The organism is Sorangium sp. So ce281 (genome assembly GCF_051527395.1).
In the GTDB taxonomy this organism is placed as follows: Bacteria; Myxococcota_A; Polyangia; order Polyangiales; family Polyangiaceae; genus Sorangium; species Sorangium cellulosum_B.
Genome location: NZ_CP150322.1, coordinates 10,104,319 through 10,120,965 on the forward strand (window position 1 = coordinate 10,104,319; position 16,647 = coordinate 10,120,965).

The 16,647-nt window shown below is 70.8% G+C and carries 14 protein-coding genes; 5 read left to right on the forward strand and 9 right to left on the reverse strand.

Annotated elements, in window-relative coordinates; all coding sequences use genetic code 11:
• Window positions 1–23 precede the first annotated feature (23 nt).
• The 4 genes from WMF27_RS38595 (at window position 24) to WMF27_RS38610 (ending at window position 4,485) form a co-directional block, all read left to right on the forward strand.
• Entirely contained in the window at window positions 24–665 is a 642-nt protein-coding gene (locus WMF27_RS38595; RefSeq protein WP_437763903.1) for a DotU family type IV/VI secretion system protein, read from the forward strand.
• Window positions 662–1,756, forward strand: a complete 1,095-nt coding sequence (locus tag WMF27_RS38600; protein ID WP_437763902.1) for a type VI secretion system protein — start codon at window positions 662–664, stop codon at window positions 1,754–1,756. The genes WMF27_RS38595 and WMF27_RS38600 overlap by 4 nt, the downstream gene beginning before the upstream one ends.
• A 166-nt stretch (window positions 1,757–1,922) precedes the next feature.
• Window positions 1,923–2,651, forward strand: a complete 729-nt coding sequence (locus tag WMF27_RS38605) for an Hsp20/alpha crystallin family protein (RefSeq protein WP_437763901.1) — start codon at window positions 1,923–1,925, stop codon at window positions 2,649–2,651.
• A gap of 967 nt (window positions 2,652–3,618) precedes the next feature.
• On the forward strand, window positions 3,619–4,485 hold the full coding sequence (locus WMF27_RS38610) for a hypothetical protein (RefSeq protein ID WP_437763900.1): 867 nt from the start codon (window positions 3,619–3,621) through the stop codon (window positions 4,483–4,485).
• 187 nt (window positions 4,486–4,672) lie between these two features.
• On the opposite strand, the gene WMF27_RS38615 is transcribed toward WMF27_RS38610, so the two are convergent.
• The 7 genes from WMF27_RS38615 to WMF27_RS38645 all read right to left on the reverse strand — a co-directional run bounded on the left by WMF27_RS38615 (window position 4,673) and on the right by WMF27_RS38645 (window position 13,443).
• Complete coding sequence (locus WMF27_RS38615) at window positions 4,673–4,927, reverse strand: hypothetical protein (protein ID WP_437763899.1); 255 nt, start codon at window positions 4,925–4,927, stop codon at window positions 4,673–4,675.
• 540 nt (window positions 4,928–5,467) lie between these two features.
• Window positions 5,468–5,821 (reverse strand): hypothetical protein, encoded by a 354-nt coding sequence (locus WMF27_RS38620; protein ID WP_437763898.1) that lies wholly within the window; start codon window positions 5,819–5,821, stop codon window positions 5,468–5,470.
• Between the two features lie 23 nt (window positions 5,822–5,844).
• The gene (locus WMF27_RS38625) at window positions 5,845–6,906 is read right to left on the reverse strand and encodes a hypothetical protein (protein ID WP_437763897.1); all 1,062 of its coding nucleotides are present in this window, start codon (window positions 6,904–6,906) and stop codon (window positions 5,845–5,847) included.
• A 13-nt stretch (window positions 6,907–6,919) separates the two neighbouring features.
• Entirely contained in the window at window positions 6,920–7,987 is a 1,068-nt protein-coding gene (locus WMF27_RS38630; protein WP_437763896.1) for a hypothetical protein, read from the reverse strand.
• On the reverse strand, window positions 7,984–10,194 hold the full coding sequence (locus tag WMF27_RS38635) for a hypothetical protein (RefSeq protein WP_437763895.1): 2,211 nt from the start codon (window positions 10,192–10,194) through the stop codon (window positions 7,984–7,986). Before WMF27_RS38635 ends, WMF27_RS38630 begins: the two co-directional genes overlap by 4 nt.
• Window positions 10,191–11,612: a hypothetical protein gene (locus WMF27_RS38640; RefSeq protein ID WP_437943419.1), complete on the reverse strand. Its 1,422-nt coding sequence runs from the start codon at window positions 11,610–11,612 to the stop codon at window positions 10,191–10,193. The genes WMF27_RS38635 and WMF27_RS38640 overlap by 4 nt, the downstream gene beginning before the upstream one ends.
• A 475-nt stretch (window positions 11,613–12,087) precedes the next feature.
• Window positions 12,088–13,443, reverse strand: a complete 1,356-nt coding sequence (locus tag WMF27_RS38645) for a hypothetical protein (RefSeq protein ID WP_437944554.1) — start codon at window positions 13,441–13,443, stop codon at window positions 12,088–12,090.
• Between WMF27_RS38645 and WMF27_RS38650 the strand changes: the two genes are divergently transcribed.
• Entirely contained in the window at window positions 13,366–13,629 is a 264-nt protein-coding gene (locus WMF27_RS38650) for a hypothetical protein (RefSeq protein WP_437763892.1), read from the forward strand. The two genes, WMF27_RS38645 and WMF27_RS38650, sit on opposite strands and share 78 nt — an antisense overlap.
• Before the next feature lie 41 nt (window positions 13,630–13,670).
• Here WMF27_RS38650 and WMF27_RS38655 read toward each other — a convergent pair whose 3' ends face one another.
• Both WMF27_RS38655 and WMF27_RS38660 read right to left on the reverse strand, forming a co-directional pair.
• Window positions 13,671–15,314 (reverse strand): hypothetical protein, encoded by a 1,644-nt coding sequence (locus WMF27_RS38655; protein WP_437769954.1) that lies wholly within the window; start codon window positions 15,312–15,314, stop codon window positions 13,671–13,673.
• Between the two features lie 20 nt (window positions 15,315–15,334).
• The gene (locus tag WMF27_RS38660; RefSeq protein WP_437763891.1) at window positions 15,335–16,330 is read right to left on the reverse strand and encodes a hypothetical protein; all 996 of its coding nucleotides are present in this window, start codon (window positions 16,328–16,330) and stop codon (window positions 15,335–15,337) included.
• Between the last annotated feature and the right edge of the window lie 317 nt (window positions 16,331–16,647).

A 16,647-nucleotide genomic window follows, 5' to 3' on the forward strand; every position in this document is an offset into this window, starting at 1 on the left:
GCCTGGCGTAAGCTCGCGCCCGCGTGGAAACGTCCATCGGCGTCTTCGGTGAGGAGATGCTCCTCTGGCTCTGCATGCTCCGCCAGTCCCCGCGACGGCCGCCGGCCGATCACGTGCTGCGGCAGGCGAACCTGCTGCTCGAGGAGCTGAAGGGGTCCAGGCTCGCGCAGGAGATGCCGGTCGCCTCGGTCGACGACGGCATGTTCGCGATCGCCGCGTGCGCGGACGAGATCGCGATGTCGCTGCCGGACCTGCGGCCGGTCTGGGCGCAGCGCCCGCTCCAGGCGTCGCGGTGGACGACCAACAACGCGGGCGTCGAGTTCTTCGAGCGGCTCGTGCGCGTCCGGAAGGGCCCGCTCCCGGTGATGGCGACGTACGCGTGCGTGCTCGGGCTCGGCTTCCGCGGGCGCTACGGGCTGCCGGGGCAGAACACCGACGATCTGCTGCGGATCCGCCGCGAGCTGTCGCTCAAGCTCGGCGTGGATCCGGATCGGGACTGGAAGGGCGGGGTGCTCAAGCCGGTGCAGGTCGACGGCGTCGCGGTGCAGCACCTCCCCACCCAGTCGCTCTGGCGGTCCGTCGTCGTCGGGCGGGTCCTGGCGTCGCTCGTCGCGCTCGCCGGCGCGCTCGCGCTCGCGTGGACGATCGCCCAAAGGGTCCGATGAGCGGCTCCTTCGTTTACGAGCTGGCGAGCGTCCACACGCTGGTCGAGCAGGCGAACCTGGACAATGGCCAGGGGATCTACGCGGTCCCCTGCTACCTGGTGCTCGGCGAGCCCGGGTCGGGCCGCTCCACGGTGATCCGCTCGATGAACCTGACGTGGCCCGTGAGCGGCGGGCAGCTCCCGATCGGCGTGCCCGGGGCGCGGTGCTCTTACTGGCTGGCGAAGGAGGCGCTCTTCATCGAGCCGGAGGCGTCGGTGCTCGGCCCGCGGCGGGAGCCGGCCGAGCTCTCGCGGCTCTGCGACGAGCTGCGCCGCTCGCGGGAGCGCGAGCCGATCGACGGCATCCTGCTCGTCCTGAGCATCGCGGAGTTCGTCGAGCTCGACGAGCAGGGGCTCGACGCGTACGCGAACCGCATCCGCGCGTACCTCGTCGAGGTCGGCCGGGCGCTGCACGCCGACGTGCCGACGTACGTGGTGCTGTCGCGCTACGACACGCTCTGGGGCTTCGCCGAGGTGTTCCAGTGGACCGCCGAGCGCGGGCGCGAGGAGCCCTGGGGCTTCACGCTCCCGCTCGAGACGAGCCCGGACAACACCGGGCCGCGGATCCTCCAGGAGCTCGAGGGGCTGAACGCGCGGCTGGAGTCGACCTGCCTCGCGCGGGTGAGCTCGGAGGACGCGCCCGAGGCGCGGACGCGGGCGTTCCAGCACCTGGCCGAGGTGCGGGCGCTGATGCCGCGGCTGCGGCAGCTGTTCGGGGTGATCGCGATGGCGAACGCGTTCGAGCGGGCGCCGTGGCTCCGCGCGGTGGCGATCGGCAGCGCGATGCCCGGCATGGGGGACCGGCTCCGCGCGGGGGCGACGCGGTTCACCAACATGGGGCTGGCGCAGCCGCCGAACGTGGCGGTCGCGATGCGGCCGGGGGGGCTGCCGATCCACGCGACCCTGAGGGCCGTCGTGCTGCCGGAGCGGGACATCGTGCCGCTCCGGCAGCGGTGGCGGGACGACCGGTTCACGCTGTTCTGCTCCGTGGGCGGGCTCTTGCTGCTGCTCGCCGCGGCGCTCACCGAGATCATCCTGCGGTACGCGATGTGAGCGGGCGCCGAGCGCCCCCGGGGGGTTCCGCGCCGGCCTGCGCGGCGCGCCATGGCGGACACGGCCAGCGGGCGCGGCATCGACAGGCCACGTCATCTACGCTGGTTCACGCTCGCGACACGGCACCACACTTGCAGGTCTGACGTTCGCAAGAAAGGAGGTTGTCATGGCGGAACAGCAGCGTCAGCCGACAGGCCAGGACGTGTCCGTGAGCAAGTCGCAGCAAGGCAAGCCCGGCAGCCAGGCGACGGGTCAGACCCCTTCCCAGGGGGCCGGCGGTCAGTCCACCGGACTGCAGCGTCAGCAAGGCGGCGGGCAGATGGGGCGGTACGGCGCGGCGGGCGGCGTCTTCAGCCCGTTCGCGATGATGAGCCGGATGATGGAGGACATGGATCGCATGTTCGACGACTTCGGCTTCGGAGGGTTGCTCTCGCCGTTCAGGCAGGGCCGTACGATGGCTGAGCCTGGTGGCGGCCGGGGTCTCACGTCCCTCGCGGGCGGCCTCTGGTCGCCGCGCATCGAGCTGGGCGAGCGCAACGGTCAGCTCGTGGTCAAGGCCGATCTCCCCGGCGTCACCAAGGACGACATCCGGGTGGAGCTCCGCGACGACACCCTGATCATCGAGGGCGAGCGCCGGCAGGAGCAGCAGGAGCAGCGCGAGGGGGTGAGCTACACCGAGCGCAGCTACGGGTCGTTCACGCGCGCCATCCCGCTGCCCGAGGGCGTGCAGGCCGACGACGTGGACGCGAGGTTCGAGAACGGCGTCCTCGAGGTCTGTCTGAAGCTGCCGCAGCAGCAGCAGCGCGGCCGCTCGGTCGAGATCAAGAGCGGCGGGCCCTCGCAGGGGACGAGCGCTGGCGGCGGCCAGATGTCCGAGAAGCACCGGCCCAGCTAGGACACCGATCAATCACGTTGAGGGCTCGCGAGAAAACAACAGGGAGACGGGGAGACGGGGAGGCGGGGAAAGAAGAAGCCTCCTCATCTCCGTGCTTCCTGTGAAATTTCTGCTCTTTCTCGGGCCTTCAATCTGGTTGTCGCTCTGGTACCACAGCCGCACGTCGCGGAATCCCCGCGGATTTTGCCGAGCGGGCGGACGATCGCGAGGCTACGCTCGTCCGCACACTGGTCGAGCCCAGCTCGCAAGGCAGCGAAGTGAAGCTCAGGTCCGCCCACGGCATCTCCTGGGCCACCCTTGGAGGCCGCGCCGCGCACGGCGAGCCCGCCCCGACGCCGCCGCCGCCGGCCCCCCCTGGGCCCGGCGTGCCCCAGGTCCCTGCGCTTCCCGTGTCGCCCTCCCATCTTGCGCCCGGGTGCGTGCGCCGACGCTCGGATCCATCTCCGCGGAAGCCGAGCCCGCTGCCGGGCGAGGTCGACCACGGCGACTGGATCGATCCCACCGCCAGATGCCAGCGGCGAGCCGAGCAGCCGGCCGATCGCCTCGTGGACAACCCGTGCCGCGATCTCGCCGCCGACCACGACGGCGCTGGACGCGCCGAACCAGGACGGGTGCGAAACCCGCGACGCCCGTCATGGCCGTGGCGTCCCGGCGCCGGAACGATTGACACTACGTGTGCCCGGACGTTTACAGGGAAGCATCCAAAATGACACTACGTGTGCCCGAACGTTTACAGGAGAGCATCCGAAATGACACTACGTGTGCCCGAACGTTTACAGGAGAGCATCCGAAATGACACTACGTGACCCTACGCGTTCACAGCGCGGGGTGCTGGTGAACCCGCGCGCCTGATCCGAGAGGCGCGGAGCCTTCCTGCCGAGCACGCCTGCGCTGCTTTCTTGCTTTCGGCGACGGCCGGTCCACGCGGAGGCTCACGGCCGAGCTCGGCTGCGCGTACAACGTCAGGATGGCCAAAGCCAAGACCAACGACAAAGACACGGGGAAGGCGCCTGCGTCGCCTCCCACGGGGAAGCACTCCTACCGCGCTTGCTACAAGCGCTTCGCCCCGGAGGCCCTGGCGCTTCCGGACCGGGACGTCGAGCTCTGTCGCGCCGACGTCCGGATCGCCTTCGCCAACGTGAAGCAGGGCGTCGCGGCGGCCTGCGCCGATCCGGCGCGGGTCCGCAAGGCGCTGCCCGAGCTGCCGCTCGACGACGTGCTCGCGCTGCCGGACCTCGGCCGGGCGCTCGTGTTCGCCTCGACCCGCGTCACCGCCAGGCCGGCCAGCAGCCGCGAGGTCGAGGCGAAGCTCAAGGTCGTGGCCGAGCTGCGGGAGCCGATGCTCTCGCTCGCCGAGACCCTCGCCAGGCGAGGCCTCCTGCCGAGGGACATCGTGGCGGAGATCCGCGCCGGCAGCGGCAAGTACGACATGGCCAGCGACGGCATGGCGCTGGCTCACCTGTACGACGAGCACGCGGACGCGCTCCGCGGCAAACACCCCTTCACGCGGGAGGAGTTCGATCTGCTGCGCGAAGCGAGCGAGTGGCTGCTCGACAACCTCACCCCCGACGGCGCCCGCCGGCCCGCCGCGAAGCAGCGCGGCGAGGCCGAGGCGATGCGCGACCGGCTCTGGACGCTCCTGGTCCGGCGCCACGCGGACCTGCGGAAGATTGGCTATTACCTCCACGGCGATGCCTTCGAGGACGTCACTCCGAAGCTCCAGTCGCGGGTCGTCAAGGCCGCGGCGACGGAAGAGGTCGACGAGGAGGAAGTCGACGAGGAGGAGGCCGGTGAGGAGGAGACCGGCGAGGAGAGCGCGGAAGCGTCGCCGTGAACGGCTCGCGACCTGAGGTCATGGTTCCTCCCGCCGGATAGCCCACCGGGCCCTGGCCGCTCTCCGCGGCCCGCCATGACCGCGTGGGCCTCCCGCTCCCTGACGAATTGGCCGTTCGGCGCGGACTCCGACGCTTCCACGTGGCGGGCATGGAGCTCCGCGCCGCCCTCCCCGGACGTGACCGCGGCTATTCGGCTTCGGCGAAGCGAAGCGTCTCGTGCGCCTCGCCGCTCGGCCCCCTCACCAGCGTGCCATCGAGGTTCCAGCTGATGCCGCCCTTGCCCGGCGGCCCGAGCTCGACCGTGAGCCCCTCCAGCGTGAGCCGATCCTCGTCGAGGTAGGCGATGCCGATCGAGTCGCCGCCGCGTCCGGGGCCGCCGTAGCCGCCGGGGCCGCCGTCGCCCCCGTCGCCCCCGGCGCAGGCTCGCGTGCCGTCACCCAAGACGCCTCCCGGTCCACCTCGGCCGCCTCGGCCGCCTTTCTCGGGGGCGCCGGCATTGCCGCCCGGACCGGCCTCGCCTGTCCAGATCGAGGTGTCGCGCGCCGCCTCATCGAGGGCGCCGAGCGAGCCGAGACGAGCTCGACGACGACGCCTCGTACACCTCGCGACTTCCGCGATCTGTTGCTGGCGCTGACCGGCGTCGACCTGCGCCGCTGCCCGCGCAGCCTTATCTGCACCATGACCCCCATCTGCACCATGACCCCCCATCCCCTCGGCTCCTCGCCGGGCGCGTCTGGGAGCGTCACGCCCGCTGCCGCGGACCGGCTTCGTCCAACAGGACGTTTGCTCGAACGCGGACGGCTGCCAGTCGCTGGCGTTCGAGCAAACGCCTATTTGGTAGGCACACCGCGCAGAACGCGACCCACGCGCACCGGGCGAGCGGGTTCGGCCGGTGCGCCGTCGCCTCCGAAGCCCCACGCCCCCGTGCCGGCCACCGTGTCAATAGCACCCTTTCGATGGGCTCGTAGGCGTGGTGCTCGCTCAGCATCCAGCCGCCAGGCCCCTGGGAGCGAGCGCTGAGCATACCGAGCGCCCCGCGCCAGACCTTTTCCATAGCGTGACGTCGTCGCGTGTCCTGGTGCCGACGATAGGTATGCTCGAGAACGCCGCGAACGCCTTCCTGGGCTCCGCGGGCTCCATGTAGACCCCCCGGTAGACGTAGCCGAGCCGCACCGTCACCGGCTGCGCGCCTTCGAGGGGGCGCCCGGAGGCGTCCTTGCCGTCCCACGAGAGCGTCGTCTCGCTGTTCGGCTCCCAGGGGCAGGCGAATCGCTCCTCGAAGCGCCGGCCGGCGATCTCGACGACCAGGTCGATGCGCTCGAGCGAGGCGGGCACGCCGCGGCGGCTGGGCGGGATCGTTAGGGCATCAGGCCGAGCGCGAAGAGGGCATCCGACCAGAGCGGCCAGAGTGTGCGGTAGGGGTGGGTCGCCAGCAAGATTCCACCGTTCGGGAGGCGCCGGACGTGGAACCGGGCGTGATCCACGAGGAAGTAGACGTGCTCGCCCGTCAGTTTCACCCAAGTGAGGGACCCGCTGCCGCGGGTGAACGGCTCGCCGCGCGCCCTGGCCTGCACCGTCAGGTTGTGGATCTCCTCGGCGCGTGCCTCCGCGGCGCGCCACGCCTCGTCGGGCACATCGGCGGCGGCCACGAGCGCCTCGATCAGGGCGGAGCCCGGCATGGCCAGCGCCTTGAGGACGGTCTCGCGGGAGAGCGGGATCGAGCGCCCGCTCTGGTCCGTCGGAACCACGCGCGCGCCGGCCGGCGCGGCGTCGATACGCGCGTGCAGCGCCTCCAGCGACATGCCCGCGATCAACGAGACCTTTTCCTTGTCGTAAAGGCTGACCCACGACAGGGCGAGATCGCGCGCGATGTAGCGGGCGTCCGCGTTGTACGTCGCGCACATCGAGACCGGCGCGAGCCAGGTCCACGCACTCGTGCAGCCGCCGGTCGAGACGCGCCTGCTCGCGTCCGGCGCGCAGAGGCGGAGCAGCAGGTCCTCAAGGTAGTCCAGAACGATGTGCCACGTGAGCTCGGCTTCCGCCTCCACGGAGCGCGGTCCGCTGCCCAGGGCGGGGTACAATTCCAGCGGGAGAATGTCCGCCGCGCTGGCAGGGACCATGTGGATGGGGCCCCGTGGCTTGAGACGTTCGCTCTTGCCCGTGAAGCAGCGATAGTGGCCACAGAGTATGCGCCGGTCGTCGAGCTCCATGTCGAAGCAGGTCTCGGCATCGGTGCGTCCGAAGCGGGCGCGCATCATCGCGACCGCCTCGTCCACGAAATTCACCGTGCGATCCACGTCGGAGCCCATCCTCACGCGAATAGAACTCCCGCGCGCGACGAGCGCCCGCAACGCCGCCGCGAATGCGGCGATCCGCTCTGTCTCGTCACACCAGGCGAAGAAATATGGCCCTGGTTTCATCCTTGGTTCACCCTCATGAGGTTGCTGGGTCAGGGATCAGGCCGAGCGAGAAGAGCGCGTCGACCCAGAGCGGCCAGAGCGAGCGGAACGGGTGGGTCGCCAGGATCACGCCGCCGCCCGCGAGGCGGCGCACGTGAAAAGGCGCGTGCTTTCGGAGGAAGCGGACGTGGGCGCGCGTGTCCGTGTGCACCGGCCACGTGGGCGGGCCTTCGCCCGTCTCCGCGATCTGGCTCGTCAGCGCCAGGATCTCTCTCGCGCGCGGCTCGGCGGCGCGCCACGCCTCGTCGGGCGCCGCCGCGGCCTCGAGCGCCTCCAGCAGGGCGGAGGGCGGCGTTGCCAGCGCCTTGAGGACGGTCTCGCGGGAGAGGGAGTGCGCGCGCTCGCTTCCGGCCTTGAGCGGGACGCGCGCCCCGGCCGGCGCGGTTTCCACCCGCGCGCGGAGCGCTTCCAGCGACAGGCCCGCGTTGCGCGATACCATCTCCTTGTCGTGGCGCTGTAGCCACGAGAGGGCGAGATCGCGCGCGATGTCCCGGGCGTCCGCGTTGTACGTCGCGCACATGCGGACGGGTGCGATCCAGTCTCCTGCGTTCGTGCATGCGCCGGTCCGAACGCGGCCGCTGGCGTCGGGCGCGCAGAGGCGGAGCAGGAGGTCCTCAAGGTCGTCCCGAAGCAGGTGCCATGCGACCGCGGCCTCGGCCTCGATCGAGCGCGGGCCCCTGCCCCAGGCGAGCTCGAGGTAGGAGTAGAGGAAGCCTTCCTGGTCGCTCGTGGTCATGTGGATGGGGCCGGCCGAAATGTCACGGCCGGCCTCTTCGGTGTAGCAGTCACCGCTGCAACCGAAGAGGCGTTTGGTGGCGCTCAGCATGACGTCGACGCTTGCTCCAGCCGAAGGACCTGCGGCAAACTGGGTTCGGATCATCGCAACCGCCTCGTCCATGGAGGACGTGTAGAATAGGCCATCGTCTGTCAACATGCTAATACGAGTCCCTGGATGCATGAGCGCCGGCAGCGCCGCCAGGAACGCGTCGAGCGTCTCTGCCGCGTCACACCAGGCGAAGAACGACGGTCCTGATTCGCTCATAGCTGGATCACCCGGATGGGTCTGTTGAACCCGTTCAGGGGCTCCCTCTTGCCCTTCTTCACATTGAAGAGGTACCCGTCCTTGACGGTATAGGTATCTTCCGGCTTGAATTTCGCACCGCGCTTCATGATGAGCTCGACCTGCTCGACATCCCCGACGACCCCCTCCTTCCGTAGCCCCTCCATCCCGTTCGACAACTGGTCGGTCACGTCCTTGATCCTTACTATGTCGCCCCCTTTCACTTCGCTCACGATCAGCTTTTGCCCGCGGGACACCGTCACGAAGTCAGGAGCCCTCCCGCCGGACATGCCAGGGAGCGACTCTTCTGGCATCTTGAGCATCTTGCGCACGCCGTCGTCGCCGACGCCGAGGAGCGCCCGCCCTTCGCGGGTCATGTGGCTGATCGCCGCCTTCTCGAAGGTGTCGAACCCGGCTTTCGTGACGTGCCCTTTCAGCGTCTTGTACCCGCGGAGCCTCCATACCTCGAACCCCTTGACAACGACCTTATCGACCTCCGCGATCTCCCCGGCGATCCGGATCCCACGCGGCGGTAGCGCGCCGGCGGCAGCAACGCCGTGCCAAATGTGCCCGACCGCCCCGAGCCCGAAGCCCAGCCCCGAGAAGATCCGCTCCTCATCGCTCAACTCTCGCCCGGCCGGCAGGCACCACTCCTTGCCCGTCACGGCCTCGCACAGGTCGAGCGTCGGCCCGACCACGGGCACGAAGCCCACCCCGATGCGCGTCGTCGCGTGCACCAGCGTCTGCATCACCTCCGCGTACGCCCCGAACCCCTCGGCGACCGTTGACATCGCGCCCGCGAACGCGCTGATCGTCTGGTAGAGCTGCGTCTGCTCCAGGTCGAGCCCGTCCCCCGTCCACTGGTTCAGGCTATCCTTCATCTGGTCCGCGAGCGCGTCGAACCTCGGCTTCAGCACCGTGTCGACCTGCGCCCGCAGGTCTGCCGGCACCGGCGTGTCCACGAACCAGTCCGACGCATCCATGAACTGCCGCACGACCGCCGTGATCCGGTTCTGCGCCTTCAGGAACGCGTTCGTCTCCGCGAGCGACACGCCCATCCGGTCGCGCAGCGCGATCTCCAGCGCCGCGCTGTTCGCCCGCCACGCTCGCACGTTCGCCACGAAGTCCGCCCGCGCGACGACCACCCCGCCGCTCACGTCGGCGTCCAGCGCCGCGATCACCGCGTCCGCGTACGCCGCGTACGGGTCCCTCCCCTCGTCGAATGCACCGTCCGCCTCCGCGATGTCCGGCACCTCGACCCACGGCACCTCGCTCTCCCCGAGCGCATACGCCCACGGATCGTCCGGGTTCCACCCCTCGGCGCGCGCGTCCTGCGTCGCGAGGTCCGCCACCTCGTCGGCCTGCGCGCCGAACTCGTCCATCAGCCGCGCGAGCTCGTCCTCCAGGTCGCTGACGCTCTTCTTCAGGTCGTCGACGAGCTGCTCCATCGCCGCCCGCGTCGCCGGGTCGACAACGTCCTTGTAGCGGTCGAGGATCGCGTCGAGATCGGTCCGCGAGATCTCGTCCAGCGGCCGGCTCACCAGGTCGTGCAGCTCGGTGTCGAGCTGCCGCAGCAGATCCATCCGCGCCCGGAGGTCCGCTATCTTGGCGGCGTTCCGGAGGATCGCCTCCATCAGCTTGCCGAGCGCGACCTCCAGCTCCGCGATGTCGCGCGCGAGCGCGGGGTTGATCTCCGCGAGGCCGAGGTCGGCCACGGTGCTGCCCTCGAAGCCGGCCCCATCGCGGCGGATGTCGAAGAGCGGCTTGTTCAGCCCGAGCGGCTCCGAGACGAGGTACACCACGTCGTGCGCGTGGGTACACCAGTTGCCCCCGTCGACGGTGTGGACCCGGAAGTCGAACTGGTTGGCCCCCGTGCGAAGCAGCACCGAGTCGAACTCCGCCTCGAGCGTGTTGCTCCGAGAGCCGTCGCTTTCGAGCTGCAGCGCGCCCGGGATCCCGTAGGTGGGCAGGGGCGTCTGGTTCACCTCGAAGAGGGCGTCGCCCTCCGTCTCCAGCTCGCCGCTCGCGCACGAGTCGACGTCCTGGCGGTTGCTCCAGAGGAGGGTGTACGGCGTGCCGGCCCACGTGAACGACGGCGCCAGCACCGCCAGCGCCGTGACAAGCGCGACGAGCTTCTGGACCACCACGGAGCTCCGGCCGCGCAGCGCGACGTCCTTCGAGCCTCTCATGTCCCCTCCGCGCCGCGCACGGCGGCGTCATACGCGATCGCGGCGCCCTTCACGTCGCCCGCGTCGAGCCTCGCCTGCGCCGCGTCGAGCTCCGCCGCGCCCATCCCCTGCTCCCGCAGCGCCGCGAGGCCCGCCGCGATCTTCTGCGGCAAGCCCGTCCTGAGCTCGGCCTCCGCGGCGTCGAACCGCCCTCGGAGCACCGCGCACCCCGCCTCTCGCCACGAGGACGGCGACGCCTCGCAGAGCGGCCGCATCTGCACCAGCGCCAAGAGCTCCCCGCACCGCTCGGCCAAGAGCGGCAGCCCGAGCTTCTCGCTCACCGGCGGCGCCGCCGACAGCGCCGCCGCCCGCGCGCGCGCTCCCTCGCTGAACGCCTCCGAGGCCCGGCGGATCCGCGACCGCGCGCTCGCCTCGCGCGCCCCCTCGTCTGCCTCCAGCGCGACGAGCGCCTGCCGGCGCAGCGCGATGTCGCCGAGCAGCGCCGTCGCCGTCGCGTCGCTCCGGGCGACCCGCCGCTGCGCGTAGCCCAGCATCGCGCTCAGCGAGCGCAGCGCCCCCGACGTCATGTCAGGCACCACCGCGCCGTGCGTCGCGAGGAATTCCTTGTGCGGCGCGATCGCCTCCTCGAACGAGACCGCGAACGCCCGGAGCTCCGCCGACAGCGTCATCACCTCCGCGGCGAGCTCGCTCGGCGCGCGGCTCGCCTCGCGCGCCGCCGCGAGGACCGCCTGCTCCACGCCGTCGAGCTCGTCGATCACCGATCGCGACGCCTGCGCCGAGAGCGCCGCGTACGCCGCCGTCTCCGCCGCCTCGGTCGCGCGATATCCGGCGAAGCTCGCCGCCGCGCCCGCGTACCTGGATTGCAGCGGCGCGCCCTCGTCCCTGGCGCGATCGAAGATGGCCTGCACGGCGGCCATCGCCAGCTTGTCCGCCGCGATCGCGGCGACGAGCGGCTCCCGCTCGGCGCTCGCCTTGCCGGTCATCGCCTCGTTGAAGTTGTCGGCCGCATGGATCGGCTCGGCCTGGAGGGCCTCCTCCTGCCTATCCCTGATCAGCCGGAGCAGCTTACCGAGCTCGCCGTGGAGCGTCGCCCGGAGCGACTCGGCGTGCTTCTGCTCGTCGCGCACATAGGACACGACCCGATCGACGGTGTCGAACCAGGCCCCGAGCTCCGCCTCGTTCGCGATGAGCTCCTCGGGCGTCACGCGACCCGACCACCGCGCCCACATGAAGATCGGCAGTTCGCCGTCCGCCTCGGCCTTGTTCCACGCGCTGGCCGGGCCCTCGCTCGCATCGACGCAGCGCTCGACGACGCCGGTGTTCGGAATCGCGCAGATCCTCCCGCTCAGGGGTTCGTCGTCGCGATCCCACAGGCAGCCGGACGACGCTGCCCCGTACGTCAGAACGGCAAGTGCCACCGCAACGATCGTCGCCAATCGCACCGTTCTCATCTCATTGCCTCCACCCCGTGATTTTTCTCGCCCAAGCACGCTCGCCTGGTCGGTCGCCTGGTGCAAGCGTCCACACCGGAGCGGTAGGACATTGCTCGGCCCTGCATCGCGCCCCGAGCGCCAGGTCGTCCGTCCTCGATGCGCGGAGAGTCGCCGAACCGGAGAGGTATGCTTGGGGTGCGTGGCGCCACGGCCTGCGGACCGGCCGGGGGGTCGAGGCGGACGCCGCTGAGCTCGTGGCCCTCGCCGTCCATCTGGTCGTGCTCGTGGCCGTCGCCGGCGAGGGCCACGAGCGAGGTCTCGGCGCCGTGGACTGGAGTCTCCTGCGGCGCCGCGCGGCTGCCCACGTCGCCACCGGCAGGCCCGCGGGCGCCCTCGTGGAGCTCCGGGCGTGTCACCGCCGGCGCCTGTCACACCAGGGTTCGCCTGAAGTGTCGTGATCCTAATCAGGGAACCGCAGCGTCTCGATCCGGGTGCCGTCCTCCCCTCGGATCTCTTCGCCGGACCAATCCCAGCTCACGCCGCCCTTGCCCGGCGGTCCCAGCTCGTACGTGACTCGCTCGAGGGTGAGCTGGTCCTCGTCGAGGTAGGCGATGCCGATCGAGTCGCCGCCACGCCCCGGGCCGCCGTAGCCGCCGTCGCCTCCTCGGCCTCCCTCGCCGCCGCCACACGACCAGGTGCCGTCCCCCACGGCCCCGCCCGGCGCGCCTCGGCCGCCGTCGCCGCCTTGCTCCGGCTCACCGCCGTCACCGCCCGGCCCCGCAGCCAGCGTCCCGATCACGCTGTCGCGGACCGTCAGCTTGGCGTGAAGCACGGCAATGCCGATGCTCGGCTGGCCGTTCCCGCCCCCTCGGCCGCCTCGACCGCCGCAGCCCCCCGCGCCGCCGGAGCCGCCGCCGGCACCTCCCTTGGAGGCCACGTCGCACACGGCGAGTCCGCCGCGACGGCCGCCTCCCCCGCCGCCGCCCTGGCCCGGCATGCCGCGGCCGCCCTCGGCTCCCTTGTCGCCCTCCCATCCGGTCTCGGTGAGCCGCCCGATGCCCTCGCCATGTGCGCCGGCGGCGCCCCACTTGCCGCTTTTCCCGGTGAAGCCGCTGTAGCAGCCAACGTCTTCGCGGTTGCCGAGTCCTCCTTGCCCATCGTGGCCGGGGTCCGGCGCGGGTACGGGTTCGCCGGCCTCCCCATCTCCGGCGCCGTCGGCGCGCCCGTCGCCTCCCTTGCCACCGACGCTCGGGATCCCGCCCTCGCACGGGTTCACCACCGCGGGCCCGCCGGCGACGACGGCGCCCGAGCACGCATCCCCGCCGTAGATGCCGTGCGGCCCGTCGGGTGCCTGATTGAGCCCTGGCCAGCGCTCGCCGTGGCCGCGCCCATATCCGTAGGCTGAGCGGATCTCGCTCCGGGTGACCTCCACCGCGGTGCCCGATTGAACGAGCATCCCGATATGGAGCCCGTCCGAGATGTCGATGTGGTCGAGCGTCGAGACTCCATCCGCCGCCCCGGTGTCGCCGGCGCCCGCCGGCTCGACGGTCAGAACAATGGCGTATGGGCGCTCCCGGACAGTGATGCCGGTCGTAACATCCTCTTTGAAGCGTTCAAATGTTTGGCTATCAAGGCCCCCGTAGAGGTCCACGCCGGACGGTAGGACGATGGCTCCTTCGAAGGTATCGTTGCACGCGAATACCCTTCCTCGGCCGACGCGTGCGAGGGCAATCGCACGATGGAGAGAGCGGACCGGCTTGTTCTTCGTGCCTGGATTCGCGTCGTCCCCGCCAAAGAAGGGCCCGGTGACAAACACGCCACAGCCGTCGTCGAACCGATCGGCCGCGAGGTGCTCGAGACAGACGGCTTCCGGCGGCGCTTCGTCCTGGCACGACGATGTGAGCGCACACGGCGGTTCATCGGCATCGATGGGGCCTGGCGCGTTCCCGCAGCCGACCGTGGCGACAGGAAGAGCAAGGAACAGGACAATCGTGCCTTTTGACAGCATAGGTACTCCTCGACGGCGGCGCCGCGGTGAGCGACTCAACGAGGCGGCTCGTTGGCCGCACCGAAACGATAGAGTTGCCCCTGTGGGCCGCGCGCGCCTCTGCCCACCTCGTCGCCCAGGGCGGCGTTTCCTGCATAGCCGCCATCTCCCGCGTGCCCAACGTCGATGGTCGTGCCGGGCAGGATGGCCAGATGGGGGACCACGTACGCGACGCCGATGGAAGCGCCTCCGAGCCCACCGCCCGCATCACCGCCGCGGCCGCCGGTCCCTCCGTAGCCGCCGTCACACGCTTTCCACATGCCAGTAGTACCATAACCCAAGCCCCCTTGGCCTCCCGGTTGACCCATACCGCCTAGTTGGCCCGTTCCGCCGACCCCGCCATCGCCGCCGTTGCCCGCGACGACTTTCGTGGCGTCGAGTTCCAGCTCCGAGTCCTCCAGCGTAACGATGGCGATGCTCGCACCGCCATAGCCGCCGCCCCGACCTCCCTCGCCGCCGCAGCCCCCGCTTCCCCCCGAGCCGCCGGCCGCACCGCTTTGGGATCGACCTGCAGGGCACGCAACCATGGGCCCGCGCGACTTGCTGCCGCCACCGCCGCCCCCCGCCTGGCCGGCGCCCCCCTTCTTTCCATCCTCACCCCGGACGCCGACCCATCCGTGGATGTCGAGGTAGCCTTCACCGACCGCGCGGTCGGCGCGGCCACTGCTGGCACCGGGCGCGCCGTCAGCGCCAGCTGAGCAAATCTCGCCGCTCGCGCCGAGCCCCGCAGCCCCGAAGCCTTGCGAATTTTCCGCGGGTTCGGGCTGCCCTGGCGTGCCATCGCCGCCGACGTCGAGCCCGCCGTCGCCGCCATATCCGCCCGTCGACTCGACGCCGTCTTCGCAGAAGTTGACAACCGGCAGGGCGCCCACGGCGGCGTCCGCCGTGCAGGCGTCTGCGCCGTCGTTTCCCAAGGCGCCATCCGTCGCTCGATAGCTCGGCGCGTCCTTGCCCGCCTCCCCGACCTTGCCGTCGCCCGCGATGACGTCGCTCGACACCACCCTCGCCTTGGCGCCCGGGCTCAAGATCATCGCGATCGACGACTTGCCATCGTCCGCGGACGCATCCGCCGCCACGGCGCGCACGCCGAAGATCACGGACGTCGCGTCGTTCCCTGCGATGCCCCCGTCGTTCCCCCCGAGGATCCGCAGCGGGATCCCCGCAGGCGGAGCGATGATCGTCGGGTGATCCGGTCCGTCGAACGACCCCTCGTACGACCAATCGCCGCCGTCGCACCGGCGTCCGCCCCAGAGGTCGACCCCTGAGGGTAGCGTGATGTTCTCCTCGAACGACCCGCCGCACGCGTACACGCGCCGGGTCGCCGTCGTCTCGCCGTGGCCTCGCCCGTGCGCGGCGAGCCCGATCGCGTGTTGCAGCGTCTTCACCGGCGCGTCCTTCGTTCCTGGGTGCCTGTCGTCGCCTGACGACGCGCTGACGAACACCCCGCAGTCGTCCAGCGCCGGCGCGGTACCAGGCGCTCCTGCGCAGGGGTCGGGCGGAGGCTCCGGATCGGGGGCGCAGTCCAGCCCTTCCCAGCAAGCATCGGAATAACGGCACGCGGTCGACGCGCCCGCGCTCCACGCGCACAGCACCAGAGCGAAAACGGAAGCTCGAGCGCTTCGGCCGCCCTGCGAACGCATCTCCACCGCCCCTCCTGACCTCACCACCATCCCTCGATCCTCACGCCGGTCTCACGCCCGGTCGCCACGGGCGAGACGTGGATCCGCTCCTGAGCCGGCGAGCGCCCCAGGAAGGAGAGGTCGGTGAAGAAGGACGCGGCCGTCGCTGCGCCGAGGACGCCCCCCGTGACGAGCAGCGCCGTGCCCAAGCCGTCGGAGAGGTTGCGCTCGTCGAGGAGGCGGCGCAGGGCGCCGCACGAGGAGCGCTGGGACGCTTGCCAGCACATCGACGAGCTGGACGTCCGACCACGCGTGAGCCCGTCGCGTTGCTCGCTCGCGTCACCATCCAGCGTGCCGGCCCTGATCATCAGGACGGCGCCCGTCGACAGGGTGGCCGTCGTGGCGGTGATTCCCACGATACGCAGCGTCCCCGGCCAGGAAGCCCACGGGCTGGGGGCCTGCGCCCGCACGACGGGCGAAGAGCTCCTGGTTTCCTGCGTTGCCTTCGGTGATGCCGGCGCGCCCTCCGGAGCGAGGCTCACCGCCAACCGCGCCAACGGCATTCTGACGTTGTACGCCGTTGCGGCCACAGCCCCGAACTCATGGAAACCATCCTGGCGGCCCGGTGCACTGGCCCGCACGATGCGTTGGCCGGGCTCCAAGAACAGCTTGTACGTCCGCGCGACCCGGCCTACCCACTTGCCGTCGACGAGCACCTCGGCATCCGGCGGATCGACCGAGAGCACGAGCGTCGCGACGTGCGATGTCGCCTCGCGCTCTCCTTTCTCGAATCGTAGCTGAAGCGCGAGCGGCAGCGCCGTGCGCTGCTCGAGGCTAAAGGCCAGGTGCTCGGCGGCATCGCGGTACTTGCGCAGCGCGAGCTCGCAGAGACCAAGCTCGCCGGCGAGCTCCGCGCGCTCTCGCTCCGTGCTGGACGCTGGGTCTGCTGTCTCGAAGGCGGCCTTGTAGGCGGCGTATGCCTCGGTCCACTGCCCGGCGTCGCGTGCCCTGCGACCGCGGCGAACATGGTCCTTCACCGTTGCGCCGTCACGTGGTCCTGGCTCCGGATAGGTGTCCTCCGCGCAGGCCGAGCTCGCACCGCCGCTCGCAGCGAGGAGCGCACAGCAGAGCAGAACGCATGCGGAACATCGCATGGTTGGACGGTACTCGCGCCAGCCGCGCGGCGTCAACGGGAGCGAATCGATGCAAAGTGGCCCTGACAGTGGCCAATTGCGTTCGGGTGCGGCAATGCGATCGCCTCCTCGCGGCAGCGAGGAGGCGATCGCCTGAACGCATGGTTCGGTGCGACCCGGTGCTACCGAAGTTGCCGCTCCTTGCACTTTCCTGCACCGTT

Excerpts from the sequence above, each read along its gene's own strand:
- WMF27_RS38625 (WP_437763897.1), bottom strand. The coding sequence starts at position 6,906 with ATGAAACCAGGGCCATATTTCTTCGCCTGGTGTGACGAGACAGAGCGG.
- WMF27_RS38635 (WP_437763895.1), bottom strand. The coding sequence starts at position 10,194 with ATGAGAGGCTCGAAGGACGTCGCGCTGCGCGGCCGGAGCTCCGTGGTG.
- WMF27_RS38605 (WP_437763901.1), top strand. The coding sequence starts at position 1,923 with ATGGCGGAACAGCAGCGTCAGCCGACAGGCCAGGACGTGTCCGTGAGC.
- WMF27_RS38610 (WP_437763900.1), top strand. The coding sequence starts at position 3,619 with ATGGCCAAAGCCAAGACCAACGACAAAGACACGGGGAAGGCGCCTGCG.
- WMF27_RS38630 (WP_437763896.1), bottom strand. The coding sequence starts at position 7,987 with ATGAGCGAATCAGGACCGTCGTTCTTCGCCTGGTGTGACGCGGCAGAG.
- WMF27_RS38650 (WP_437763892.1), top strand. The coding sequence starts at position 13,366 with ATGGAGAGAGCGGACCGGCTTGTTCTTCGTGCCTGGATTCGCGTCGTC.
- WMF27_RS38600 (WP_437763902.1), top strand. The coding sequence starts at position 662 with ATGAGCGGCTCCTTCGTTTACGAGCTGGCGAGCGTCCACACGCTGGTC.
- WMF27_RS38655 (WP_437769954.1), bottom strand. The coding sequence starts at position 15,314 with ATGCGTTCGCAGGGCGGCCGAAGCGCTCGAGCTTCCGTTTTCGCTCTG.